At 73.6% G+C, this 25,130-nt stretch carries 22 protein-coding genes; 12 read left to right on the top strand and 10 right to left on the bottom strand.

Annotation, left to right across the window (positions count from 1 at the left end; genetic code table 11):
• Nucleotides 1–8: 8 nt before the first annotated feature.
• From cseB to AQJ30_RS31450, 4 genes are all read right to left on the bottom strand, one after another.
• Nucleotides 9–710, bottom strand: a complete 702-nt coding sequence (cseB, locus tag AQJ30_RS31465; protein WP_067240718.1) for a two-component system response regulator CseB — start codon at nucleotides 708–710, stop codon at nucleotides 9–11.
• A gap of 158 nt (nucleotides 711–868) precedes the next feature.
• Entirely contained in the window at nucleotides 869–1,552 is a 684-nt protein-coding gene (locus tag AQJ30_RS31460; RefSeq protein WP_169808509.1) for a hypothetical protein, read from the bottom strand.
• Nucleotides 1,537–2,079 (bottom strand): SigE family RNA polymerase sigma factor, encoded by a 543-nt coding sequence (locus AQJ30_RS31455; RefSeq protein WP_067241044.1) that lies wholly within the window; start codon nucleotides 2,077–2,079, stop codon nucleotides 1,537–1,539. The genes AQJ30_RS31460 and AQJ30_RS31455 overlap by 16 nt, the downstream gene beginning before the upstream one ends.
• 319 nt (nucleotides 2,080–2,398) lie before the next feature.
• The gene (locus tag AQJ30_RS31450; protein WP_107119745.1) at nucleotides 2,399–3,427 is read right to left on the bottom strand and encodes an HhH-GPD family protein; all 1,029 of its coding nucleotides are present in this window, start codon (nucleotides 3,425–3,427) and stop codon (nucleotides 2,399–2,401) included.
• A gap of 316 nt (nucleotides 3,428–3,743) precedes the next feature.
• Between AQJ30_RS31450 and AQJ30_RS31445 the strand changes: the two genes are divergently transcribed.
• Nucleotides 3,744–4,595 carry a hypothetical protein gene (locus tag AQJ30_RS31445; RefSeq protein ID WP_079084421.1) on the top strand — a complete coding sequence of 284 codons (852 nt, stop codon included), beginning with the start codon at nucleotides 3,744–3,746 and terminating at the stop codon, nucleotides 4,593–4,595.
• A 150-nt stretch (nucleotides 4,596–4,745) separates the two neighbouring features.
• Here AQJ30_RS31445 and disA read toward each other — a convergent pair whose 3' ends face one another.
• Nucleotides 4,746–5,870 carry a DNA integrity scanning diadenylate cyclase DisA gene (disA, locus tag AQJ30_RS31440; protein WP_067240717.1) on the bottom strand — a complete coding sequence of 375 codons (1,125 nt, stop codon included), beginning with the start codon at nucleotides 5,868–5,870 and terminating at the stop codon, nucleotides 4,746–4,748.
• Between the two features lie 81 nt (nucleotides 5,871–5,951).
• Nucleotides 5,952–7,364 (bottom strand): DNA repair protein RadA, encoded by a 1,413-nt coding sequence (radA, locus tag AQJ30_RS31435; RefSeq protein WP_067240715.1) that lies wholly within the window; start codon nucleotides 7,362–7,364, stop codon nucleotides 5,952–5,954.
• Between the two features lie 218 nt (nucleotides 7,365–7,582).
• Here radA and AQJ30_RS31430 point away from each other — a divergent pair, with 218 nt between their 5' ends.
• On the top strand, nucleotides 7,583–9,307 hold the full coding sequence (locus tag AQJ30_RS31430) for a BACON domain-containing protein (protein WP_067240713.1): 1,725 nt from the start codon (nucleotides 7,583–7,585) through the stop codon (nucleotides 9,305–9,307).
• 87 nt (nucleotides 9,308–9,394) lie between these two features.
• Here AQJ30_RS31430 and AQJ30_RS31425 read toward each other — a convergent pair whose 3' ends face one another.
• Complete coding sequence (locus AQJ30_RS31425; RefSeq protein ID WP_067240711.1) at nucleotides 9,395–10,216, bottom strand: DUF3109 family protein; 822 nt, start codon at nucleotides 10,214–10,216, stop codon at nucleotides 9,395–9,397.
• Nucleotides 10,217–10,402: 186 nt separating this feature from the next.
• Between AQJ30_RS31425 and AQJ30_RS31420 the strand changes: the two genes are divergently transcribed.
• From AQJ30_RS31420 to ilvD, 4 genes are all read left to right on the top strand, one after another.
• Nucleotides 10,403–11,335 (top strand): Ppx/GppA family phosphatase, encoded by a 933-nt coding sequence (locus tag AQJ30_RS31420; protein WP_067240710.1) that lies wholly within the window; start codon nucleotides 10,403–10,405, stop codon nucleotides 11,333–11,335.
• Between the two features lie 430 nt (nucleotides 11,336–11,765).
• Nucleotides 11,766–12,590, top strand: a complete 825-nt coding sequence (locus tag AQJ30_RS31415) for a sugar phosphate isomerase/epimerase family protein (RefSeq protein ID WP_211279140.1) — start codon at nucleotides 11,766–11,768, stop codon at nucleotides 12,588–12,590.
• 5 nt (nucleotides 12,591–12,595) lie between these two features.
• A complete protein-coding gene (locus AQJ30_RS31410; protein WP_067241037.1) occupies nucleotides 12,596–13,234 on the top strand; it encodes a TetR/AcrR family transcriptional regulator in 639 nt (212 codons plus the stop codon).
• A 189-nt stretch (nucleotides 13,235–13,423) separates the two neighbouring features.
• Entirely contained in the window at nucleotides 13,424–15,277 is a 1,854-nt protein-coding gene (gene ilvD / locus AQJ30_RS31405) for a dihydroxy-acid dehydratase (protein WP_067240707.1), read from the top strand.
• Between the two features lie 70 nt (nucleotides 15,278–15,347).
• Here ilvD and AQJ30_RS31400 read toward each other — a convergent pair whose 3' ends face one another.
• Nucleotides 15,348–17,669, bottom strand: a complete 2,322-nt coding sequence (locus AQJ30_RS31400) for a serine/threonine-protein kinase (RefSeq protein WP_067240705.1) — start codon at nucleotides 17,667–17,669, stop codon at nucleotides 15,348–15,350.
• 181 nt (nucleotides 17,670–17,850) lie between these two features.
• Between AQJ30_RS31400 and AQJ30_RS31395 the strand changes: the two genes are divergently transcribed.
• The 5 genes from AQJ30_RS31395 to proC all read left to right on the top strand — a co-directional run bounded on the left by AQJ30_RS31395 (nucleotide 17,851) and on the right by proC (nucleotide 21,651).
• Nucleotides 17,851–18,192 (top strand): SH3 domain-containing protein, encoded by a 342-nt coding sequence (locus tag AQJ30_RS31395; protein ID WP_067240704.1) that lies wholly within the window; start codon nucleotides 17,851–17,853, stop codon nucleotides 18,190–18,192.
• Between the two features lie 104 nt (nucleotides 18,193–18,296).
• Nucleotides 18,297–18,800, top strand: a complete 504-nt coding sequence (locus AQJ30_RS31390) for a hypothetical protein (protein ID WP_067240702.1) — start codon at nucleotides 18,297–18,299, stop codon at nucleotides 18,798–18,800.
• Between the two features lie 232 nt (nucleotides 18,801–19,032).
• Nucleotides 19,033–19,911 carry an ABC transporter ATP-binding protein gene (locus tag AQJ30_RS31385; protein WP_067241035.1) on the top strand — a complete coding sequence of 293 codons (879 nt, stop codon included), beginning with the start codon at nucleotides 19,033–19,035 and terminating at the stop codon, nucleotides 19,909–19,911.
• The gene (locus AQJ30_RS31380) at nucleotides 19,908–20,729 is read left to right on the top strand and encodes an ABC transporter permease (RefSeq protein WP_067240700.1); all 822 of its coding nucleotides are present in this window, start codon (nucleotides 19,908–19,910) and stop codon (nucleotides 20,727–20,729) included. The genes AQJ30_RS31385 and AQJ30_RS31380 overlap by 4 nt, the downstream gene beginning before the upstream one ends.
• Before the next feature lie 109 nt (nucleotides 20,730–20,838).
• Entirely contained in the window at nucleotides 20,839–21,651 is an 813-nt protein-coding gene (gene proC / locus AQJ30_RS31375; RefSeq protein ID WP_067240698.1) for a pyrroline-5-carboxylate reductase, read from the top strand.
• 31 nt (nucleotides 21,652–21,682) lie between these two features.
• Here the strand turns inward: proC and AQJ30_RS31370 are convergent, their stop codons facing one another.
• Nucleotides 21,683–22,267 carry a cysteine hydrolase family protein gene (locus tag AQJ30_RS31370; RefSeq protein WP_067240697.1) on the bottom strand — a complete coding sequence of 195 codons (585 nt, stop codon included), beginning with the start codon at nucleotides 22,265–22,267 and terminating at the stop codon, nucleotides 21,683–21,685.
• Nucleotides 22,268–22,340: 73 nt separating this feature from the next.
• Between AQJ30_RS31370 and AQJ30_RS31365 the strand changes: the two genes are divergently transcribed.
• Nucleotides 22,341–23,387, top strand: a complete 1,047-nt coding sequence (locus AQJ30_RS31365) for a GlxA family transcriptional regulator (protein ID WP_245727210.1) — start codon at nucleotides 22,341–22,343, stop codon at nucleotides 23,385–23,387.
• Here the strand turns inward: AQJ30_RS31365 and trpS are convergent.
• Nucleotides 23,339–24,352 carry a tryptophan--tRNA ligase gene (trpS, locus tag AQJ30_RS31360; RefSeq protein WP_067240695.1) on the bottom strand — a complete coding sequence of 338 codons (1,014 nt, stop codon included), beginning with the start codon at nucleotides 24,350–24,352 and terminating at the stop codon, nucleotides 23,339–23,341. The two genes, AQJ30_RS31365 and trpS, sit on opposite strands and share 49 nt — an antisense overlap.
• Nucleotides 24,353–25,130 lie beyond the last annotated feature (778 nt).

Raw genomic sequence — 25,130 nt, 5'->3', positions numbered from 1 at the left:
TGCTCCGCTCAGGCCTTCAGCTTGTAACCGAAGCCGCGGACCGTCTCGATGCGGTCCTGGCCGATCTTCTGCCGCAGTCGCTGCACATGGACGTCGACGACGCGGGTGTCCCCTCCCCAGCCGTAGTCCCAGACGCGCTCCAGGAGCTTGTCGCGGGAGAGCACCGTGCCCGGGGCGGAGGAGAACTCCAGCAGCAGCCGCATCTCGGTCGGGGTGAGCGCCACCGGCCGGCCGTCCCGGCGGACCTCCATGCCCTCGGTGTCGACCTCCAGGTCCCCGAAGGTCAGCAGTCCGCCGTCGGCGGCCGCCTCGGGCTCGGCGCGGTCACCGCCCCCCGCGTGCCCGAACCGGCGCAGCACCGCCCGGATGCGGGCGACCAGCACGGCCCCGTCGAACGGCTTGGTCACGTAGTCGTCGGCGCCGGCCTCCAGGCCGAGGACCACGTCGATGGAGTCGGCGCGCGCGGACAGCATGATCACCGGCACGGTGGACTCGTCGCGGATGCGCCGGCACAGGCTCACGCCGTCCAGGCCGGGCACCATCACGTCCAGCAGGGCGATGTCGGGGCGGTCCGCGCGGAACGCCTCCAGGCCCGACAGCCCGTCGGGCATGGCCGTGACGACGAAGCCGTCCCGCTCCAGGGCGAGCTGGGTGGCCTCGCGGATGACGTCGTCGTCCTCGACGAACAGGACGTGTGTCTGGTCTGCCATCCCGGTGCTCTCAGTCCTCGTGGTCCTCGTGTGGATCTCGGTCGTCCCCCGCGGGTCCCCTGAGGGGGACGTCCGCGGCGCGTGGTGCGTTCACTGTCCTCATCGGATCCGGAGGCCCGATCGGTTCACGCCCACCCGGAAAGTGTCGCGGACCCCGTTCATCCGCTCTCGGGGGCGGGGGTCGCGTCCCCGCCGACCACGTTGCTGTAGTCGTTGTGGGTGCGGAACGCCTCGGTGAAACGGCCCGCGCTCCAGTGGTACGTGATGACGTTCTCGCCGGACGGGCTGGAGACCGGGTCGCCCCGCTCGTAGACCTGCTTGGTCACCACCAGGTCGCCCCGGTCGATCTCGGCGTAGACCGGCGGCTCCTCGGCCTTGAAGACGTTCTCGTACCGGCCGCCGCGCTCGCGGTACACGTAGGCGCCGACGCCGACCGGGTCGCTGCACGTCAGGATGTTGACGACGACGTCGCTCCCGGAGCCGCCGGTGAGGTCGCCGTAGGAGACGTCGACCGGGTACTCGTCGCCGACGCACGGCTTGAGCTCGCGCTTGACCTCCGCCGAGACGGCCGGGTCCTGCTTGATCAGCCGCACGGCGTCCACCCGGTCGGGCGTGTCGCTGGGCGCCGCCGAGGCGGAGACCTTCGCGCTGCCCGCCACCCCGTCGGCGTGGGCCGGGCCCTCGTCACGGGCGCCGGTGCCGCCGGTGGCGCACGCGGAGACCAAAAAGGCCAGGGCGGCGAGCACGGCCACTGCCGTGCCTGCCGCCTGCAGGGCCCCGGGGGCCGGGGTGGTCCCGGGCCGGTCCGGGGTGGGCCCGGGGTCGGTCAAGCCGCCGCGCAACGCTCCCGCTCCTCACGCTCCAGCGCGCGTGCGTCCAGGTCGCGCGCCTCCAGCTCCTCGCGGAGCCGGGCGAGCGCCCGGTGCAGCGTGCTCTTGACCGTTCCCGCCGACATGCCGAGGGCCGCGGCGGTCTCCTCCGTGGACATCTGCTCCCAGTGTCGCAGGACCACGACGCTGCGCTGCTTGGGTGCGAGGACCTTCATCGCGTCCATCAGCAGGGCGCGGTCCGCGTGCTGCTCGGTGGCGTCGTCCACGCACGCGTCCGGGAGCTGCTCGGTGGGCACCTCCTCCAGCTTGCGCGCGCGCCACCACTCGGTGCGGGTGTTGATCATGACCCGGCGCAGGTAGGCGTCGGCGAGCCGCTTGTCGGCGATGCCCTCCCAGCGGCCGTAGGTGCGCGCCAGCGCGGTCTGGAGCAGGTCCTGGGCGTCGACCGGGTCCGGGACCAGCCGGCGGGCGCTGCGCAGCAGCGCGTCCTGCCGGGTGCGGACGTACTCCTCGAACTCGAGCACCTCGCCCTGCGCCATGATCAACCGCCTCCGAAAAGTTCCCCGTTTTCCGGCGGGCTGCCCCCGGCCGGTTCCTGCTTCAGGTCCGTGGCCCCCGCGTCGGTGGCGGCCACGGAAGAGAAGCTACGGAGCACTTGTCACGGCGCTGTCCGAAGCAGCCTGCGGCCAGCGCTCAGCTGTCCGTCGGTTGTGTAACAGCCGCGGTAACGGGGTATAGGGATGGGGCTGTTGAGAGGCTTATGAGGTGATTTGTCCGGCATCCGGCTGTGACGATCGCCGTGTCACGGGCGCGATACGGCCGTTGCCGGTGGTGCGTCCGCTGTCGGGCTGCCGTGCGTCAGCTGTGCGGCAGCCGGTACAGACCGCCCGGCAGCGGCTCGACCAGACCGTCCGCCACGAGACCGTCCAACGCCCGTGCGCGCTGCACCGGTTCGTGCCACACCCGGTCCAGCGCGGACTGCGGCACGGGCGCGTGGGCCTCGCGCAGCACGGCGAGCAGCTTGCCGCGCACCTGTCGGTCGGTGCCCGCGTACGTCTGCCCGCGCCGCGGCGGACCGGCGTGCTCCGGCTTGCCGGCGAGCCGCCACGCGCACTGGGCCGCGATCGGGCAGCGGTGGCAGCTCTCGTTCTTCGCGGTGCACACCAGCGCGCCGAGCTCCATGGAGGCGGCGGCCCAGCGGGCGGCCGTCCGCTCGTCCTCGGGCAGCAGCGCGCGGGCCAGCCGGCGCTCGGCGGCCGTGGTGGCGTTCGGCGGGTACTGCACACCCGTCACCGCGCGCGCGAACACCCGGCGGACGTTGGTGTCCAGGACGGCGTGCCGCTGTCCGTACGCGAAGGAGGCGACCGCCGCGGCCGTGTACTCGCCGATGCCGGGCAGCGCGAGGAGCTGCGCGTGGTCCGCCGGTACGTCACCGCCGTGCCGCTCCGTTATGGCCACCGCGGCGCCGTGCAGGCGCAGGGCGCGCCGCGGGTAGCCGAGGCGACCCCACGCGCGGACGGCCTCGCCGGGGGCGTCCGCGGCCAGGTCGGCGGGGCGGGGCCAGCGGGCGAGCCACTGCTCGTAGACGGGCAGGACCCGGCTGACCGGCGTCTGCTGGAGCATGAACTCGCTGACCATCACGCCCCACGCCCCGGCCTCGGGGCGACGCCAGGGCAGGTCGCGGGCGTTGTCCTCGAACCAGTCGATGACGGGGGAGTGCAGGTGCGCGCCGCCCGGCACCGGTCCGGCGGACGGCGGCTCGGCGGCGGCCGGGCCGGGGACGGTGTCGGCGGCGGCTGCGGGGTCGGCGGCGGTGTCGGGGGCGATCGCGGCGGCGGCGGGGGGCAGGGCGGCGGTGCCGTGCGGGGGCTTCGTGGGCGCAGTCATGGCCTTTCGATCCTGCCACGACAGGGGTGCACGCGTGCGTACCGTCACCCGACGGGGTGGGGCGGCCGCCGGGGGGTCGACGGCGCGGGGCGAGCCGTGGCCAGAGCTGCAAGGCACGCGATCGCGAATCCGTACGGGGTCCGCTCACTGTCCGTGCCGGGTGCGCCGTCCTCGTCACGCACCGCATTCAAGGGGCTGGGCGGGGGCCGCAGGGAGCGGAACTCGCCGCGGGGACCGGGATGATGATCCGGAAAAGTTGCGCCGCGGGCGGCGGGTGAGAACGGCGAAGGCCAAGATCTCTCGTACAGTTTGCGCCGTGGGATCTCTGCGCAATCCGGTCGGGCCGCTTCCCTCCTCCATCTACTGGCGACGGAGGGTCGTACTGGTGTCCGTGATCGCCCTGTTGGCGCTCCTGGTCGCCTGGATCGTCACCTCGGGCGGCGGTGGCGGCCACAACGGCGCCGACGGGGGCGACGGCAAGAATCCCGCCTCCTCCATCACGCCCGGGCCCTCCGGATCGGGGCCCGCCATCAGCCAACACCCGGGCGGACGCGACGAGTCGAGCAGCGGGGGCTCCGGGACCGGCGGGTCGTCGTCCGGGTCCTCCGCGGGGGACGGTTCCGGTTCCGGGTCCGGTGGGTCGGCGGGCTCGGGCGGTTCCGGGAGCGGCGACGGCAACGGTGACGCGTCCGTGAGCGGCGGTGCCGTCGGGGACGGTGTCGGCGCCGGGAGCGCGGCGACCACACTGCCGGCCGGGACCACACTGCCCAACTGCACGCCCAGCGTGGTGACGTTGACGCTGCGCAGCGTCCGCAACAGCTACGCGCCGGGGGAGACGCCGACGTTCCGGATCACGGCGAAGAACCGCTCCGGCAGTGACTGCAAGCTCGACCTCGCGCCGAAGAACGCAGTGCTGACGCTCACTCAGGCCGGGTCCACGGACGACTACTGGGCGTCGGACGACTGCCCGAAGGTGTCCGGGAGCCTGCTGTACCGGGTGCCGGCCGGGGAGGCCTTCACGTACACCGTGAAGTGGGACCGCCGGCCGAGCGCGCCGCACTGCGCGACGCCTCCCGCGGGGAAGGCCGGGGCCGGGACGTACCTGGTGGAAGCCGAGGTGCCCGGGTTCGCCAAGGCGCAGACGTCGTTCGTGCTGACGGCGGACTAGCGTTCGTTCCGACGGCGGACCAGGGCGCTTGCGGCGGGGCAGGGGGCATCCGGCGGACCGGGGTGCGTCCGGCCGGCCCGAGCGCGCCGTGCCGTTCCAGCGGTACGGCCGTCCGCGGCCGAGCCGGTGGCGGCGCGGCGCTGACCCGTCCTAGACGTACCGCTCCAGGATCGACGACTCCGCCAGGCGGGACAGGCCCTCGCGGACGCTCCGGGCCCGGGCCTCGCCGACGCCGTCGACCGTCTGCAGGTCGTCGACGCTCGCGGCGAGGAGCTTCTGCAGGCCGCCGAAGTGCTCCACCAGGCGGTCGATGATCGCGCCGGGGAGCCGGGGCACCTTGGCCAGCAGCCGGAAGCCGCGCGGGGAGACCGCCGAGTCCAGTGCCTCGGGGGAGCCGGTGTACCCCAACGCGCGGGCCACCGTGGACAGTTCGAGCAGCTCGGCGTGGCTGAGGGCGTCCAGCTCGGAGAGGGCCTCGTCGACCGTGCGGGAGCGCTTGGCCGTCGGCTCGGGCACGTAGTCCCGGACGACCAGGGAGCGCTCGGGCTCCACGCCGGCGATCAGCTCGTCCAGCTGGAGGGCCAGCAGGCGGCCGTCGGTGCCCAGCTCGACGACGTACTCGGCGATCTCCGTCGCGATGCGGCGCACCATCTCCAGGCGCTGCGCGACCGCGGAGACGTCCCGGACCGTCACCAGGTCCTCGATCTCCAGCGCCGACAGCGTCCCCGCGACCTCGTCCAGGCGGAGCTTGTAGCGCTCCAGGGTCGCCAGCGCCTGGTTCGCGCGGGACAGGATCGCCGCCGAGTCCTCCAGCACGCGCCGCTGCCCGTCGACGTAGAGCGCGATCAGCCGCATCGACTGCGAGACGGACACCACCGGGAAGCCGACCTGCTTGGAGACGCGGTCCGCCGTGCGGTGCCGGGTGCCGGTCTCCTCGGTCGGGATCGTGGCGTCGGGCACGAACTGCACGCCCGCGCGGAGGATCTTCGACAGGTCGGAGGACAGGACGATGCCGCCGTCGAGCTTGCACAGCTCGCGCAGCCGGGTCGCGGTGAACTCGACGTCCAGCACGAATCCGCCCGTGGCCATCGTCTCGACGGTCTTGTCGGAGCCCAGCACGATCAGGCCGCCGGTGTTGCCGCGCAGGACGCGCTCGAGCCCGTCGCGCAGGGCCGTGCCGGGTGCCACGGCGCTCAGCGAGGCGCGCATGAGGCCATCGGAACCGGCACTCCCACCGGACTTGCCGGGAGCTGCTGCCCGGTCGTTGGCTGCCACTGCACTCCTCCGGTCGCAGGTTCTGGGGCGCTCCCGTTTCGCGCACTCGGTTCGTACGGACGGGCGAGACCTGGGCAAAGTCTACCGGCGGTCCTCCGCCTCCCGCGGGGCCTCGCGGCGACGGGAGCGCGGCAGGACCCGCAGGGCGTCCCCCATGTCCGCCACTTCCAGGACCTTCATACCGGCCGGGACCTTGCCCGGATCGCCCGGCACCAGCGCGTGCGTGAAGCCCAGCCGGTGCGCCTCGGCGAGCCTGCGCTGCACGCCCGTGACCCTCCTCACCTCGCCCGCGAGGCCGACTTCGCCGATCGCGACCAGGTTCTTGGGCAGCGGGGTGTCGCTGGCGGCGGAGGCCAGCGCGAGGGCGATCGCGAGGTCGGCGGCCGGCTCGGACAGCTTCACACCGCCCACCGTCGCCGAGTAGATGTCGCGCTTGCCGAGGGCGCTGATGCGGCCGCGCTGCTCCAGGACGGCCAGCATCATCGACACCCGGGAGGTCTCCAGGCCGGACGTCGTGCGGCGCGGGGAGGGGATCTGGGAGTCGACGGTGAGCGCCTGCACCTCGGCGACCAGCGGGCGCCGGCCCTCCAGGGTGACGGTCAGGCAGGTGCCCGGGACCGGTTCGTCACGGCGGGTCAGGAACAGTCCGCTCGGGTCTGCGAGGCCCGTGATGCCCTCGTCGTGCAGTTCGAAGCAGCCGACCTCGTCGGTCGCGCCGTAGCGGTTCTTGACGCCCCGTACGAGCCGCAGGCGCGCGTGGCGGTCGCCCTCGAAGTGGAGGACGACGTCCACCAGGTGCTCCAGCAGGCGGGGCCCGGCGATGGCGCCGTCCTTGGTGACGTGGCCCACCAGGAGCGTCGACATGCCGCGGTCCTTGGAGGCGCGGATCAGGGCGCCGGCCACCTCGCGCACCTGGGCCATGCCGCCCGGCGCGCCGTCGATCTCCGGGGAGGCGACCGTCTGCACCGAGTCGAGGACCAGCAGCGACGGCTTCACCGCGTCCAGGTGGCCGAGGACGGCGGAGAGGTCGGTCTCGGCGGCCAGGTAGAGGTGGTCGTGCAGGGCGTTGATGCGGTCGGCGCGCAGGCGGACCTGGCTCGCCGACTCCTCGCCGGTCACGTACAGCGTGCGGTGTTCCTCGCTCGCCGCCTTGGCGGCCACGTCCAGCAGCAGGGTCGACTTGCCGACGCCCGGCTCGCCCGCGAGCAGCACCACCGCGCCCGGCACGAGCCCGCCGCCGAGTACCCGGTCCAGCTCCGGCACGCCCGTGGAGCGCGCGGTGGCCTGCCGCCCGTCGACCTGGCCGATGGGCAGCGCGGAGGTGGTGACCCGGCCCGGCGCGGTGGTGCGTACCGCGGGGGCGCCGCCGTACTCCTCGACGGTGCCCCACGCCTGGCACTCGGCGCAGCGGCCCAGCCACTTGGCCGTCTGCCAGCCGCACTCCGTGCAGCGGTACGACGGACGGTCCTTGGTGGTCTTGGTACGGGCAGCCATGGGGAAACCGTAACCGCAGGGTCTGACAACCGGGCCCGGGCTCCGCCCCGCGCTCCTCCCCGGGGGCCTTCCGGGGACCTTCCGGGGACCGTTGCGGCGGTCCGTGCGGGGCCGCCCCGGAGGCCGCTGTCCCCTTATGAGGGATCGTTTCACCCGTACGGATTAAAAGGGCTCAAGGGGCGGGAGCTGTCCGTTCCAGGACGCCTACGGTCGCACGGGTGACGAGCAGCAGCCCGGAGACCACGACCCGCACGACCGGCGCACACCGGGCGCACCGGGAGGCGCGTGACCGCGGTGCGACCCGCACGGCGGTGCAACGCCCGGCGACGCCCTACGAGCCGTACCTGGACGGCCTGTTCACCTACTGCCTGTCGGTGCTGTGCGACCACGACGCGGCCACCGCCGCCCTCGCGGACGTCCTCGCCCTCGCCGACCGGCGCGGACAGCGCGTCCCGGACGCCGCGGGCGACCGCCGCGCGTGGCTGTACGCCCTGGCCCGCTGGGCGTGCCTGCGCAAGCTGGCCGAGGCCAAGCAGAAACGTCAGGGCACGCACGCGGCGGGCCGCCACGGCACCCACCGCCCGCCGGCCGCGCGGCCCCCCGCCCCACCCGTCCCGGACGACGTGCGCGAGCAACGACGGCGCGAACTCGCCCTGCTCGCCTGGCCGGAGGCGGCCGGCACCACCCCCGAGCAGCGCGAGGCGCTGGAACTCGCGGTGCGCCACCAGCTCGCCGCCCACGAGGTCGCCGCCGTCCTCGGCATGGACCACGCCGCCGCCCGCGAACTGCTCGCCAGTGCCGCCTGTGAGGTCGAGCGCACGCGTGCGGCGCTCGCCGTCGTGGAGACCGGCGGCTGTCCCGGGGTGGCCCGGCTCACCGGCGACCAGCAGCTCGTCCTGAGCTCCGCCCTGCGCCGCGAACTGGTCCGGCACGTCGACGACTGCCCCCGCTGCCGCCGCGCCGCCGAGCGCGCCGTGCCGGGACGCTGGCCCGGCGCCGGGGTCACCCCGGCCGAGCTGCCCGTGCTGTCCGCGCCCCGCCGGGCCCTGCACCACGCGCTCGCGCACCTGCCCCGCGCGCGGGGTGCCACCGCGCCCCGCTTCGACCGGCGCGGCTTCCCGATGGACCCCAAGGACCGCGCGGCCCGCCGCGACCGCCTGCGCGCGCGTGCCGTCACCACGACCGTCGTGGCGACCGTCGTCGCCGCGCCCGTGTTCGCCCTGTGGGCCGCCTACCGGGGCACGCCGACCGGCGAGGGCGTCGACGGCCACGCGGCGGGCGCGAGCGAGGCGCACGGCCCCGGCACCACCGACGGGGACGTCACCGGCGGCTACGAGAACGCGGGCAACGCCAGCACCCGCCCCGGCTCCGGCATCGACGGCGCTGACGGGTCCGACGTCTCCGTGGAGGTCGTCAGCGTCAGCGGTGCCGGCACCAAGGGCCCGGACAGCCTGTCGGTCACCGCGAGCAGCCGCGGCGACACCACGCTCATCACGCTGACCGCCGCCGCCGAGGCCGACGGACCGGTCACCTGGTCCGCGTCGACGGGCGCCTCCTGGCTCTACCTGAGCCGGTCCTCGGGCACCCTCGCGCCCGGGGAGTCGGTCACCGTCAAGGTGTACGTCGACCCCCTGCGCGAACCCGCCGGGCAGTGGCACGCACGCGTGGCGATCGCCCCGGCCGGCGCCGTCGTCTCGATCGAGGGCCGCGGCGCCGTGCCGCACGGCCCCGGCCCCTCAGGCCCGGGGTCCGGCAGTCCCAGCGGACCGCCGCCCTCCTCGCCCGAGCCCACGCCGTCCACCTCGACGCCCTCCGACCCGACGCCCAGCGACCCGCCCACCACGACCGACCCGGAGCCCACGCCCAGCGGCTCGCCGTCCGGGCCGGACGACACCCCGTCGCCGGTCGAGAGCAGCGGGGCGCCGAGCCCGGAGACGTCGTAGGAGGCGCAGCACGCGGGGCGAACCGGACGGCGTCGGGCGTGAGGCCCGGCGTCAGGCGGCAGAACCGTCGTCAGGCGGCAGAACCGGTCAGGCGTCCGGGCCGACCGGGTCCGCCGGGTGCGGGGCCAGCAGGGGCAGGCTGGACGCCAGGCGCTCCTCGCACAGCTCGACCAGGCGGTCGTAGCCGGCCTTGCCCATCAGCTCGGTCAGCTCCGCGCGGTAGGACACGTACACCGGCTCGCCCGCGCCGTGCGCCGAGGTCGCCGACGTGCACCACCAGTGCAGGTCGTGGCCGCCGGGGCCCCAGCCGCGGCGGTCGTACTCGCCGATCGACACCTGCAGCACGCGCGTGTCGTCGGGCCGGTCGATCCAGTCGTACGTCCGCCGGACCGGCAGCTGCCAGCAGACGTCCGGCTTGGTCTCCAGCGGCTCGCGGCCCTCGCGCAGCGCGAGGATGTGCAGCGAGCAGCCCGCGCCGCCGGGGAAGCCGGGGCGGTTCTGGAAGATGCACGAGCCCTCGAACGGGCGGGTCTGACGGGAGCCGTCCTCGTCCTCCGAGACCCAGCCGCCGCGCGTGCCCTCGGCGTGGTGCTGCCAGATCTCCGGAGTGAGCCGGGCGACGTGGCCGGCCACGCGCTGCTCGTCCTCCTCGTCGGAGAAGTGGGCGCCCAGCGTGCAGCAGCCGTCGGCCGCGCGGCCCGGCTGGATGCCTTGGCAGCCGCTGCCGAAGATGCAGTTCCAGCGGGAGGTCAGCCACGTCAGGTCGCAGCGGAAGACCTGCTCGTCGTCCGCCGGGTCCGGGAACTCCACCCACGCGCGCGTGAAGTCGAGGCCGCCCTTCTCGTCCGCCGCCAGGGCGGCCGCCTCCACGGCGGCCAGGGCCTTCTTCGACTTCTTGGAGGGCTTCACCGGTGACTTCCCCTGCACAGGAACCTCGGACGATTCGCGCACGATGTCGGCATCGGCCTTCTTCGTCGCCTTTTCGTCCTTCGCCTTTTTCGTCTTTGGCACGCGTCCAGGGTAAGTCGCCCAGGTCCGTTCCCGGCACCGCACGGGGGCCCGGGAAAAGCACTGGCGGCAGTAGCGTTTCCCTCCATGAGACTCGGTGTCCTCGACGTGGGATCGAACACGGTGCATCTGCTGGTGGTGGACGCGCACCCGGGTGCGCGCCCGCTGCCCGCGCACTCGCACAAGGCGGAGCTGCGCCTCGCCCAGCTCCTCGACGGGGACGGCGCGATCGGCCCCGAGGGGGTCGACCGGCTGATCGCCGTCGTGCACGACGCCCTCCAGGCCGCCGAGGACAAGGGCGTCGAGGAGCTGCTGCCGTTCGCGACCTCCGCCGTGCGCGAGGCCAGCAACGCCGACGACGTCCTCGCGCGCGTGCAGGAGCAGACCGGCGTCGAGCTGCAGGTCCTGGCCGGCGACGAGGAGGCGCGGCTCACCTTCCTCGCCGCCCGCCGCTGGTTCGGCTGGTCCGCCGGGAAGCTGCTGGTGCTGGACATCGGCGGCGGCTCCCTGGAGATCGCCTACGGCATCGACGAGGAGCCCGACGCGGCCGTGTCGCTGCCGCTGGGCGCCGGCCGGCTCACCGCGGGCTGGCTGCCCGGCGACCCGCCCCGGCCCGAGGACGTACGGGCGCTGCGCCGCCACGTGCGCGCGCAGATCGCGCGGACGGTGGGCGAGTTCAGCCGGTTCGGCGCGCCCGACCACGTGGTGGCCACGTCCAAGACGTTCAAGCAGCTCGCCCGGATAGCCGGGGCCGCGCGCTCCGCCGAGGGCCTGTACGTGCAGCGCGAACTCAAGCGGGAGTCCCTGGAGGCGTGGGTGCCGCGGCTGGCCGGCATGACCGGGGCCCAGCGGGCGGAGCTGCCCGGCGTCTCCGAGGGGCGCGCGGGACAGTTGCTCGCGGGGGCCCTGGTGGCCGAGGGGGCGATGGACCTGTTCGGGGTCGAGACGCTGGAGGTCTGCCCCTGGGCGCTGCGGGAGGGCGTGATCCTGCGGCGGCTGGACCAGATGGTGGTGGTGTGACGCGGTGACCCCGGCGCGGCTCGGGGACGCGGCGGGTTCAGGGGACGGCGCGGGGACGCGGCGGGCTCCGGGGACGGCACCGCGACGCGGCGGGCTCCATGGACGGCGCGGGGAATGGGAGGCCATCGGGAACGGCCCGGGGACAGCAGCGTCCCCACTCCCTACGGCGCCCACGGGCCCCCGTACGCCGTGAAGTGCGCCACCTTCCCACCCGTGAACGCCGCCCCCGGCCCGCCGTCCGCACCCCCCGCCCGCGCACCCGCCCCGCACCGGCCCACCCCCCGGCTCACGAGCGCGAACGCCCGCGTACCGGGCCCCGGACGCCCCGGTGACGACGGGCCACGCACGCGTGGCCGGTCGGCGCGGGGCCGACGGGGGAGCGCCCGGTCCAGCTCCCCGACGGCGAGCGCGGGACCGTACCCTGTCCCTCGTGGCAGAACCAGTGGTGCGCATCCCGGATGCGAAGGTCGCGCTGTCCACGGCCTCGGTGTATCCGGAGTCGACGGCGACGGCCTTCGAGATCGCCGCGCGCCTCGGGTACGACGGCGTCGAGGTCATGGTGTGGAACGACCCCGTCAGCCAGGACATCGACGCCCTGCGCCGCCTCAGCGACTACCACGGCATCCCGATCCTGGCCGTGCACGCCCCCTGCCTGCTCATCACCCAGCGCGTGTGGTCGACCGACCCCTGGACCAAGCTCCAGCGCGCGCGTGCGGCGGCGGAGAAGCTGGGCGCCGGCGCCGTCGTGGTGCACCCGCCCTTCCGCTGGCAGCGCCAGTACGCGCGCGACTTCGTCCAGGGCATCTGGCGGATGGCGGACGAGACGGACGTGCGGTTCGCCGTGGAGAACATGTACCCGTGGCGGTACCGGGACCGGGAGATGCTCGCCTACGCGCCCGACTGGGACGTCACCAAGGACGACTACCGGCACTTCACGATCGACCTCAGCCACGCCGCTACGGCCCGCACGGACGCCCTGGACATGGTCGACCGCATGGGGGACCGGCTGGGCCACGTCCACCTCGCCGACGGCCTGGGCTCCAACAAGGACGAGCACCTGGTGCCGGGCCGCGGCAGCCAGCCCTGCGCCGAGCTGCTGGAGCGCCTCGCGCGCACCGGCTTCGACGGGCACGTCGTCATCGAGGTCAACACCCGGCGCGCCATGTCCGGCGCCGAACGCGAGGCCGACCTCGCCGAGGCCCTGGCCTTCACCCGCCTCCACCTGGCCTCGCCGGTGAAGGTGCCCCGGCGGTGACCGACGTGCCCGACACCCGGTCCGAGCCCGCCGCGCCCGACCCCCGCCCCCGCACGCGGGGCCGCGGCCGACCGCGCCGTACCGAACCCGCCGACACCCGGGACCGGATCCTCGACACCGCGCGCGCGGAGTTCTCCCGGTACGGGTACGACGGGACGTCGGTGCGCGGCATCGCCAAGGCCGCGGGCGTCGACTCGGCGCTGGTGCACCACTACTTCGGCACCAAGGAGGGCGTCTTCGAGGCGGCCGTGGCGGTCGCCTTCGCGCCCGCGCTGCACGCGCCCGACGCCGTCGCCGAGGGCCCGCGCGAGGACGTGGGGGAGCGGCTGACGCGCTTCATCTTCGGCGTCTGGGAGAACCCCACCACCCGCACGCCCCTGCTCGCGATCCTGCGCTCCGCGGTCAACAACGAGACCGCGGCCGCCGTCTTCCGCCGCCTGGTCGTCTCCCAGCTGCTGCGCCGCGTCGCCGCCCAGCTCGAGGTGCCGGACGCCGAGCTGCGCGCGGAACTCGCGGCGGCGCAGCTGGTGGGGTGCGCGATGCTGCGGTACGTGATCAAGGTGGAGCCGCTGGCGTCGGCGGACCTGGAGCAGGTGATCCGCCGGGTGGCGCCGGTGGTGCAGGGACACCTGACGGCGCCGTGAGGCACGGGTCCCTCGGAGCGATCGGGTCCCTCGGAGCTCCGCTCCCGTAGCACGGCGCCGAGACACGCGTCCCGCATTCCGGACACCTTGTCCCGACCCCTGGATGACGGGCGTAGGCTCGTTCACAGTCAGAAGTCTCTCTGACGGTCACGATCTCCCAGATCGCAGTCTCTGAAGGAGCGAGCGACGATGCCCGAGCTGAGGTCCCGCACAGTCACCCACGGCCGCAACATGGCGGGCGCCCGCGCCCTGATGCGCGCCTCCGGTGTACCCGGTGCGGACATCGGCCGGAAGCCGATCATCGCCGTCGCCAACTCCTTCACCGAGTTCGTGCCGGGCCACACGCACCTCCAGCCGGTCGGCCGCATCGTCAGCGAGGCGATCCGCGAGGCCGGCGGCATCCCGCGCGAGTTCAACACGATCGCCGTGGACGACGGCATCGCCATGGGCCACGGCGGCATGCTGTACTCCCTGCCCTCCCGCGACCTGATCGCGGACTCGGTCGAGTACATGGTCGAGGCGCACTGCGCCGACGCGCTGGTCTGCATCTCCAACTGCGACAAGATCACGCCGGGCATGCTCAACGCGGCCCTGCGCCTGAACATCCCCACGGTCTTCGTCTCCGGCGGCCCGATGGAGTCCGGCCGAGCCACCCTGGTCGACGGCACGGTCCGCACGCTCGACCTGGTCGACGCGATCTCCGACGCCGTGAACGACAAGATCTCGGACGAGGACATCCTCCGCATCGAGGAGAACGCCTGTCCGACCTGTGGCTCCTGTTCGGGCATGTTCACGGCCAACTCGATGAACTGCCTGACCGAGGCGATCGGCCTGTCGCTGCCCGGCAACGGCTCGGTCCTGGCCACCCACACCGCGCGCAAGCAGCTCTACGTGAACGCGGCGCACACGGTGATGGACCTGGTCCACCGCTACTACGAGCAGGACGACGAGAGCGTGCTGCCCCGCTCGATCGCCACCTTCGCGGCGTTCGAGAACGCCATGGCGCTCGACATCGCGATGGGCGGCTCCACCAACACGATCCTGCACCTGCTGGCCGCCGCCCAGGAGGCGGAGGTGCCCTTCGGCCTGGAGCAGATCGACGCGGTCTCGCGCCGGGTGCCGTGCCTGGCGAAGGTGGCGCCCAACGTCGCCAAGGACCGCACGTACTACATGGAGGACGTGCACCGGGCCGGCGGCATCCCCGCCCTGCTCGGCGAGCTGCACCGCGCGGGCCTGCTGAACGAGGACGTGCACTCGGTGCACAGCCCGTCGCTGTCGGACTGGCTCAAGACGTGGGACGTGCGCGGCGGTTCGCCCTCCCCCGAGGCGGTCGAGCTGTGGCACGCGGCGCCGGGCTGCGTCCGCTCGGCGGAGGCCTTCTCCCAGTCGGAGCGCTGGGAGGCGCTGGACGTGGACGCCGAGGGCGGCTGCATCCGCAGCCTGGAGCACGCCTACTCCCAGGACGGCGGGCTCGCGGTCCTCAAGGGCAACCTCGCCGTGGACGGTTGCGTGGTCAAGACGGCCGGCGTGGACCCGTCCATCTGGACCTTCGAGGGCCCCGCGGTGGTCTGCGAGTCGCAGGAGGAGGCCGTCCAGAAGATCCTGACCCAGCAGGTCAAGGAGGGCGACGTGGTGGTCATCCGCTACGAGGGCCCCAAGGGCGGACCGGGCATGCAGGAGATGCTCTACCCGACCTCGTACCTGAAGGGCCGCGGCCTGGGCAAGGCGTGCGCGCTGGTCACCGACGGCCGCTTCTCCGGCGGCACGTCCGGCCTGTCCATCGGCCACGCCTCGCCCGAGGCGGCCTCCGGCGGCACGATCGCGCTCGTCGAGGACGGCGACCGCATCCGCATCGACATCCCCGGCCGCACGATCGAGCTCCTCGTCGACGAGGCCGAACTGGCCCGCCGCGAGCAGGCGCTGGGCGGCGCGTACGCGCCCAAGAACCGCGACCGCAAGGTCAGCGCGGCGCTGCGGGCCTACGCCGCGATGGCGACCAGCGCCGACAAGGGCGCGGTGCGCGACGTGTCGAAGCTGGGCTGAGCCCCAGGCGAACAGCACCGGCCGTACAGGCACCGAGGGCCGCTTCCCCTGAGGGAGGCGGCCCTCGCCGTCACCACCCGGCCGGGTCCCGGCCGTCCACCGCGAAGACGGTGCCGTCGGGGGCGGCGGCGTAGACGCGGCCGTCGGCCACCACCGGTACCGGCAGGTACCCGCTGACCTGGTCGGAGTTCGCGCCCAGCCGCGGCGGCGTCTGGCCCAGGAGACCGCCGTCGCGGGCGTCCACGGCCAGGAGCCGTCCGTCGGGTGCGGTGAGGTAGAGGTGGTCCCCGGCGGCCACGGGCGCCGAACCGCGGGTCACCCCCGTCTCCAGGTGCCACAGCCGCTCGCGCGCGTCCATGTCGACGGCCTCCAGGGACCCGCCGGTGGCCAGCAGGTACACGACGTCCCCGTGCACGCCGACGACCGGATCGGCGCGTTCGACCGGCAACGGCACCCGGCGCGTCGCGCCCGAGACCGGGTCGTACCGCACGACCGCGTCCGTGAAGCCGGAGCCCTTGTCGACCGAGAGGAAGAACAGGCGGCCGCCGCTGCTGCCGACCGGCCTCAGCGTGCCGTGCAGCCGGGCGTCCCAGCGCACGGTCCCGGTGCCGGGGTCGACCGCGGTGACCTTCGTGCTGCCGGCGTCGGACGCGCTGGTGGCGTAGGCCAGCGGGTCACCGGCGAACGAGGAGAAGGCCGGGGTGCCCCGGCCGGGGAGCGCGTGGCGCCACGTCGTCGCGCCGGACGCGGCGCCCACGGCGGTCACCGTCCCGTCGGGGCCCGTGAGCAGCACGGTGCCGCCGGCCACCCGCAGCCCGACGTGCGCGGGCATGTCCCGCGTCCAGCGGGGCGTGCCCGTACGGGGGTCGAGTCCCTCCAACCGCCGCTCCTGGTCCGCCATCGGCTGCACCAGGCCCCCGGCGAGCACCGGCGGGGCACTCCCGTACGCCTTCCTGACGCGGTGCTTCCACAGCACGGCGCCGTCGGAGGCGTCCAGGGCGAAGACCAGGCCGGACTGGGCGCAGAACAACGCCCCCGAGCCGTACGAGCACCGCGGCACGGACGCCGCCCCGGACACCGATGCCGACTCCCACGCCGCGAACCCGCCCGCCGTGGCCCGGGGGCCCGGGTTCGGCGACGAAGCCGCTCCGCCCGCGAGCTCCACCGAGGCGAACACCCCTCCGACCACCAGACCCAGCGTCGCGGCCACGAGGGCCATGCGCCGCGAGACCCTGTGGCGGGGCCGGCCCACGGAGGGCCCGGCCGGCTCGGCGGCGTCCGCGGGGTGCTTGGCGTCGGCGGAGCCGCCTGCGTCGGCGGAGTCATCGGCGTCTGCGGGGTCACCGGCGTCTGCGGGGTCACCGGCGTCTGCGGGGTCACCGGTAGCAGCAGCGGGGGCCCCGAGGTCGGACGCGCCACTCGGCGCCCCGCCCCTGTCGGTGCCGGACACGGGACCGCCCCCGCTCCCCGGACCGCTGTCGCCGAGCAGACCGCCCACGCTCGCCGGGTCACCCTCCGGCCGCTGCGCCGGTATGAACGCCTGCGTGTCGTACGAGGCCGCCACCGACCGCAGCTCACGCATCAGTTCGTCCGGCGTGGGCCGATCCTCGGGCTCCTTCGCCAGGCACCGCAGCACCAGCGGGGCCAGGTTCTCCGGGACGCCGGTCATGTCGGGCTCGTGGTGCACCACTTGGTAGGCCACGACGTACGGGCTGTCGGAGTCGAACGGCCCGCGCCCCGTCGCCGCGTGCACCATCACCGACCCCAGCGCGAAAACGTCCGCCGCCGGCCCCACCTCGCGCGGCCGGCGGAACTGCTCCGGCGCCATGAACGGCGGCGTGCCGATCAACTTGCCGGTCTCGGTGCGCAGTTCGCTGTCCTTGGGCCGGGAGATGCCGAAGTCGATCACCTTCGGTCCGTCCTCGGCGAGCAGTACGTTGCTCGGCTTGAGGTCGCGGTGGACGACGCCGACCCGGTGGATGTCGCGCAACGCCTCCGCGAGCCCGGCCATCAGCCGCCGCAACTCACCCGGCGCCAGCGGCCCGTTCCGCTTCACGCGGTCGGAGAGGGTGGGCCCGGGGATGAACAGGGTAGCCATCCAGGGGCGTTCGGCCCCCGGGTCGGCGTCGACGACGGGCGCGGTGAAGGCGCCGCTCACCCGCCGGGCGGCGGCCACCTCCTGCCGGAAACGGCCCCTGAACTCGGGGTCCTTGGCGAACTCGGCGTGCACCACCTTCACCGCCACCCGCATGCCGGAGGTGCTGCGGGCCAGGTGGACGACGCCCATGCCGCCGGAGCCAAGACAGGACTCCAGGACGTAGTGGCCGGTGTACTCGGGAAGTCCGGGACGTTCCGCTTCCGCGCCCGCTCCGGTGTTGCGCTGTGGCGTCATGAACCACCCCCGTGCTGTTCGTTCGCGCGCGCGACGCACGGAGCCTAGTCGATGACCCGTACGGGACAGAGGAGGCGTGCTGGTCCCCTCGTGCGAATTGCGCACACGTGTTTCAAACGGCGCCGGTGGGGAATCACTGGGACCCCATGGCTGTCATGGGGTGCAACGGGGGAGGTTTTTCATGTCTGTCGAGCGCATCGAGGAGACCGTCGGAGCCGGGGACACCGGCGTCATCGCGGAGGCCGAGATCGCCACGGCGACCGCCGCGGCCGTCACGTACTACCCGGTCGCCCCGGGCGTGCGCCTCAACGTCCGCAGCGGCCCCGGCACGGGCTACAGCATCGTCCGCGTCCTGCCCGAGGGTTCAAAGGTCGCGATCTACTGCCAGACGCCGGGCACGAACGTCTCGGGCCCCTACGGCACGTCGAACATCTGGGACAACATAGCCAGCGGCGAGTTCGTGTCCGACGCGTTCGTGAAGACGGGCAGCGACGGTTACGTGGCGTCGCGCTGCGCCCTCTGACCAACTGGCCGGCACCACCTGGCCCGGCACCACCTGGCCCGGCGCCATCCGGCCAGCCGCACCCAGCCCGGGAGCCCGCCCCCGTCCGGAGCCATAATCGTCCCGTGAGCGACGACAACGGCACACCGGACACCACGGCGGGCTCCACGGGCCCGCGCCCCGAGCCCCTGCGCTTCTTCGGCACGACCTGGGTGGAGCACGACAAGGGCTACACGCCCCGCCGCGTCGGCGTGGCCGTCGGCTCGCTCGCCGCCGCCGTCGCCTCCTGCCTCGTCCTGCGCTTCGCCTACCAGGGGCTGCGGATCGCCGACATCGGCGCCTTCGTCACCGTCCTGGTCGTCGTGATGTTCGCCGTGTGCAGCGCGCTCGCCTTCCGGCACACCTGGGACGGCTTCACCCGGCGGCCCGACCCCGAACGCCAGGCGTCGCTGCGCGGCCTGCTGGCCATCGGCTTCATCGGCTCCCTGCTCGCCTACTTCTTCCGCTCCCTCACCGAGGCCCCCGGCGAGAAGCTGCACCGCGAGGAGTACGAGGCCGCCCTCGACCAGCACCGCCGCCGCACGTCCCGCCGCACGGGCAACCCGTCGAGGAAGCGCCGCCGCTCCTGACGCAGTCCGCTCACCGATCCAACGCGTACGGGCTTGCGCCCCGGACCCGCACCCGACAACGCACCGTCACCCGGCACCCCCTCAGGGGCGCGGGGAACTGCGCGACGAGCCCCCACTCACCGGCACCCGACAGCGCACCCGAGCCGACCTGCTGGTGGCGACCCCTTCCTGACCTCCGATCGACGTTCCCCCTTGACGGCACCCCCTACTCAGGTCATTTAATCATCACATGATGATTAATTCAGCCCGTCCACCCGACCCCACTTCCGCCCCCCTCCCCACTTCCGCCCCCCACCCCGACTCCGCCCCCCACCCCGACCCGGCCCTCCGCGCCGACGCCCTCACCGTCACCCGAGGCCCCCGCACCGTCCTGCGCGGCCTGCGCTTCACCGTCCCCCGCGGCCAGATCACCGGCCTGCTGGGCCCGTCCGGCTGCGGCAAGTCGACGTTGATGCGCTCGATCGTCGGCACCCAGGCCAAGGTCAGCGGCACGCTCGACGTGCTCGGCCACCCGGCCGGCCACCCCGCCCTGCGCACCCGCGTCGGCTACGTCACCCAGGCCCCGTCGGTCTACGACGACCTGTCCGTCCGGCAGAACCTCGACTACTTCGCCGCGGTCCTGTCCCCGGCGAGCCCGGCCGCCGCCCGCCGCGCCGACGTCGACCGGGTCCTCGCCGAAGTGGACCTCGCGACCCACGCCGACGCCCTCGCCGGCAACCTCTCCGGCGGCCAGCGCAACCGCGTCTCCCTCGCCGTCGCCCTGCTCGGCACCCCCGAGCTGCTGGTCCTCGACGAGCCGACCGTCGGTCTCGACCCGGTGCTGCGCCGCGACCTGTGGACCCTCTTCCACCGGCTCGCCGACCGCGGCGCCACCCTGCTGATCTCCTCGCACGTCATGGACGAGGCCGAGCGCTGCCACCGCCTCCTCCTCATGCGCGAGGGCGAGATCCTCGCCGACGACACCCCCGACGCCCTGCGCGAGCGCACCGGCGCCGACACGGTGGAGGCGGCGTTCCTGCACCTGGTCGACGAAGCCGCGGCCAGGACCGGGCACAGCACGGAGCCCACGGCGCAGCGCACCGAGGGCGCGAAGGAGACGACGACCCGATGAGCACCACCGCCACGACCCCCGCGGCACCGACACCGGCACCGCGACCGGGAGCGACACCGACGCCCGCCCCCGCCCGCGCCCTCAGCCCCGCCCGCACCCTCGCCACCGCGACCCGCGTCCTGCGCCAACTGCGCCACGACCCCCGCACGATCGCCCTGCTGGTCCTCATCCCGTGCGTCCTGCTGGTCCTGCTGCGCTACGTGTTCGACGGCAGCCCGCGCACGTTCGACAGCATCGGCGCGTCCCTGCTCGGGATCTTCCCGCTGATCACGATGTTCCTGGTGACGTCCATCGCCACCCTGCGCGAGCGCACCTCCGGCACTCTGGAACGCCTCCTCGCCATGCCGCTCGGCAAGGGCGACGTCATCGCCGGCTACGCCCTGGCCTTCGGCGCCCTCGCCATCGTCCAGTCGGCCCTCGCCACCGGCCTCGCCCTCTGGCTCCTGGGCCTCGACGTCACCGGCTCCCCGTGGCTGCTGCTCCTGGTGGCGCTGCTCGACGCCCTGCTGGGCACGGCCCTCGGCCTGTTCGTGTCGGCCTTCGCCGCCTCCGAGTTCCAGGCGGTCCAGTTCATGCCGGCGGTGATCTTCCCCCAGCTGTTGCTGTGCGGACTGTTCACCCCGCGCGACGCCATGCACCCCGCCCTGGAGGCCGTCTCCGACGTCCTGCCCATGTCCTACGCGGTGGACGGCATGAACGAGGTCCTCCGGCACACCGACATGACCGCCACCTTCGTACGGGACGTCCTGGTCGTCGCCGGCTGCGCCCTCCTCGTTCTCTGCCTGGGAGCGGCCACCCTCCGACGCCGCACGGCGTGACCCCCGGCCCGCACCCCCGACGTCCCACCTCCCGGACACCACCCCCCACCCCCCGCCCCGAATGGGAGGATGCCCCCAGGACGACGCACCCCCGGAGGGCACCGCAGCCATGACCCAGACCGTCGCAGTCCTCGGCACCGGAAAGATCGGCGAAGCCCTGCTCAGCGGCATGATCCGCGGCGGCTGGACCCCGGCCGACCTCCTGGTCACCGCCCGCCGCCCGGAGCGCGCCGAGGAGCTGCGCAGCCGCTACGGCGTCACCCCGGTCACCAACGCCGAAGCCGCCAAGGGCGCCGACACCCTCATCCTCACCGTCAAGCCGCAGGACATGGGCAGCCTCCTCGACGAACTCGCGCCGCACGTCCCCGCCGACCGCCTGGTCATCAGCGGGGCCGCCGGCATCACCACGGCGTTCATCGAGGAGCGCCTCACCGAGGGCACCCCGGTGGTCCGCGTCATGACGAACACCCCCGCCCTCGTCGACGAGGCGATGTCCGTCATCTCCGCCGGCACCCACGCCACCGCCGCCCACCTCACCCACGCCGAGGAGATCTTCGGCGCCGTCGGCAAGACCCTGCGCGTCCCGGAGAACCAGCAGGACGCCTGCACGGCCCTGTCCGGCTCGGGACCGGCGTACTTCTTCTACCTCGTCGAGGCCATGACCGACGCGGGCATCCTGCTCGGCCTGCCCCGCGACAAGGCCCACGACCTGATCGTCCAGTCCGCGATCGGCGCCGCGACCATGCTCCGCGACAGCGGCGAACACCCGGTCAAGCTCCGCGAGAACGTCACCTCCCCCGCGGGCACGACCATCAACGCCATCCGCGAACTGGAGAACCACGGCGTACGGGCCGCCCTCATCGCCGCCCTGGAAGCCGCCCGCGACCGCAGCCGCGAGCTGGCCTCCGGCACCAAGGACTGACGGCCGACCCAATGGAGGGGAAGGGGGCGGGTCACTTCGCCGCGGTCACGACGTCCTGCGTCGTCACCACGCGCGCGAAGCCGCCCCCGTGCAGCGACACCGCCGTCGCCTGCGCCAGTTCCTCCGCCGTGCGCCGCCAGCCGAACGGCCCCACGAGGTCGAACGTGTGCGTCGCGTCCAGCGCCACCACCACGTCGTAGCCCAGGTTCCCGCCCATCCGCGCGGTCGTCTCCACGCACATGTTCGTCTGGATGCCGGCCAGCACGAGCTGCCCGATCCCGGCCTCCGTCAGCCACGCCCCCAGGTCGGGCGTCCCGTAGAACGCCGAGTTCACCGACTTCGTCACCAGCAGCTCACCGCCGCTGCCCTTCCCGCGCCGCGCCTCCACGTACTCCTTGAAACCGTTCCCGGCGTGCCCCACGCGCAGCGGCGAGTCCGGCTTCACCGAGTCGTGCCGCACGAACACCACCGGCCGCCCCGTCGCCTGCCACACGTCGATGAGGGCGGCGACGTTCTCGTCGGCCCCCGGATTGTTCCGCGGCCCCCAGAAACCGGCCTCCTCGAAGCCCTTCTGCACGTCCACGACCACCAGCGCTGCGTTCTCCGCTATCTCCATGCCCCGAGCATCCCGCCGCAGGACCCCGGGTCCCAGACCCGGGAAAGTCATCGATCGATGGTTTACTGCCATCATGGCCGACCCGCAGCGCACACAGCCCCACCGCGCACAGCCACACGGTGCAGAGCCCCACCGCGCAGCCCCCTACCGCGTCGCCCTCGTCGCCTTCCCCGGCATCCGCGCCTTCGACGTCTCCGTCATCACCGAGGTCTGGGGCACCGACCGCACCGACCGCGGCGCCCCCGCCTTCGACCTGCGCCGCGTCGCCGCCGACCCCGCGACCCCCGTCCCCCTGCGCGGCGGCCTCACCCTCCACGCCGACCGCGCCCTGAGCTGGCTGCGGCGCGCCGACCTCGTCGTGGTCCCCGGCCTGGACGACCACCTCACCCCCGCCCCGGCCCCGGTCCTGGACGCCCTGCGCCGCGCCCACGCCCACGGCACCCCCCTCGCCGCCCTGTGCGGCGGCGCCTTCACCCTCGCCCAGGCCGGCCTCCTCGACGGCCGCCGAGCCATCACCCACTGGAACCTCATCGACCTCCTGCGCACCCACCACCCCCAGGTGCACGTCGTCCCGGACGCCCTCTTCCTCGAGGACGACAACATCTGGACCGCCGCGGGCACCGCGGCCGGCATCGACCTCTGCCTCCACCTGGTCCGCCGCTCCCACGGCGCCGAGGCCGCCGCCACCATCGCCCGCTCGATGGTCACGGCCCCCTTCCGCACCGGCGGCCAGGCCCAGTTCATCGAGCACCCCACCCCGCACGCCGACCGCGACGCCGACACCCTCGCCGCCGTCCGCGAACACGCGCTGCGCCACCTGCACGAACCGCTCACCGTCGCCGGCCTCGCCGCCCGCGCGGGCATGGCACCGCGCACCTTCGCCCGCCACTTCACCGCCGCCACCGGTACGACCCCGCTGCGCTGGCTCCTCGACCAGCGCCTCGCCGCCGCCCAGAAACTCCTCGAACGCACCGACCTCCCCATGCCCGAGGTCGCCCGCCGGGCCGGCTTCGGCAGCGAGGTCACGATGCGCCAGCACTTCGCATCGCGCCTCGCCACCAGCCCCCGCGCCTACCGGGCCGCGTTCGGCACGGGCGGCAGCAACCCGATCGCCCGGTAGGCCGCGTCCACCCTCGGCCGCGCCATCGCCCGAGCCTTCTCCGCACCCGCCCGCAGCACGCCCTCCACGAACCCGGGATCGGCACACAGCTCCCGGTGCCGCGCCCGCACCGGCCGCAGCACCTCCACCACGGCCTCGGCGGTGTCCTTCTTCAGTTGCCCGTACGACCCGTACGCCCCGGCCAGCGCGCCCGGCTCACCCCCGGTGCAGGCGGCCAGGACCTCCAGCAGGTTCGCCACCCCGGGCCGCCCCTCCCGGTCGTACACGACGTCCCGCCCGCTGTCCGTCACCGCCCGCGCGACCTTCTTGCGCACGACCTCCGGCTCGTCGAGCAGATAGACGATCCCCGGCCCCGAGTCGTCGCTCTTGCCCATCTTCGACGTCGGGTCCTGGAGGTTCATCACCCGCGCCGCCACCTTCGGCACCGTCGCGCGCGGCACCACGAACGTCCCGCCGTACCGCTGGTTGAACCGCACCGCCAGGTCCCGGGTCAGTTCCACGTGCTGCGCCTGGTCGTCCCCGACCGGCACCTCGTCCGCCCCGTACGCCAGGATGTCCGCCGCCATCAGCACCGGGTACGTCAGCAGCGACAGCCGCACGCTGCCCCCGCGCTCCCGCTCCCGCGCGGCCTTCTCCCGGTACTGGATCATCCGCCGCATCTCCCCGTCGGTCGCCACGCACTCCAGCACATACGACAACCGCGCGTGCTCGTCGACGTGGCTCTGGACGAAGAGCGTGCACAGCTCGGGATCGAGCCCGGCCGCCAGCAGCAGCGTGGCCGCCTGCCGACTGAGCCGGCGCACCCGCGCCGGATCGTGGTCGACGGTGAGCGCGTGCAGATCGACCACGCAGAACAGCGCGTCGGACCGGTGCTGGTCCACCGCGGCCCACTGCCGCATGGCGCCCAGGTAGTTCCCCAGCGTCAGGTGCCCGGTCGGCTTGATCCCACTGAAGACCCGCGTCATCTCGTCTCTACTCCCTCTCGGACCGGAGCCGCCGTCCCGGCGGCCGATCCCCGGAGCCCGGAGCCCCTGGAGGGAGAAACGCGAACGGCCGCCGAAGCGGCGGCCGTTGGTGTGCGTACGTCAGCACGGCCGCCGTCAGGCGGCCCACCAGAGCTGTCGGTACGTACGCGTCGTCATGGACTCCACGGTACGCCCCGGGCGGGCTCCGAGCAGGCGAGTTGACACACCCCGACCCGGTCCGTAGTGTTCTCCGGGTTGTCCGACGTGAGCGCCGACTCCGGTCGGTCCCCGGACAGCCATTCCGCAGGTACTCACCGAGAAGCGATGATTCGTCGTCGTGGACTTGGCACGCTCATGCGTGCGTATTTGCGAAATGAGGACTCCGCGTTCGAAAGGGCGCAGGCCCCCGATTAGCTCGGGAGCCGGGAATCCGCTAAAGTCTCACTCGTCGGAACGGCCCAACAGCCGCGAAGACAAATCCCGCTGACTGGGAATCAGACGCCGAAAGGATCTGATAGAGTCGGAAACGCAAGACCGAAGGGAAGCGCCCGGAGGAAAGCCGCGAGAGAGTCTCTCGGGTGAGTACAAAGGAAGCGACCGTTCCTTGAGAACTCAACAGCGTGCCAAAAATCAACGCCAGATATGTTGATACCCCGTCTCCGGTCATCACGGCCGGGACGAGGTTCCTTTGAAGAAAACACAGCGAGGACGCTGTGAACCGTCGGGCTTATTCCGCTCGACGGTTCCGCTCTCGTGATGTGTGCACCGGATTACCGGT

The sequence above is a fragment of the Streptomyces longwoodensis genome, assembly GCF_001514125.1.
In the GTDB taxonomy this organism is placed as follows: domain Bacteria; phylum Actinomycetota; class Actinomycetes; order Streptomycetales; family Streptomycetaceae; genus Streptomyces; species Streptomyces longwoodensis.
The sequence above is the reverse complement of the archived record's forward strand: the minus strand, read 5'-3'. Positions and strand labels throughout refer to the sequence as shown.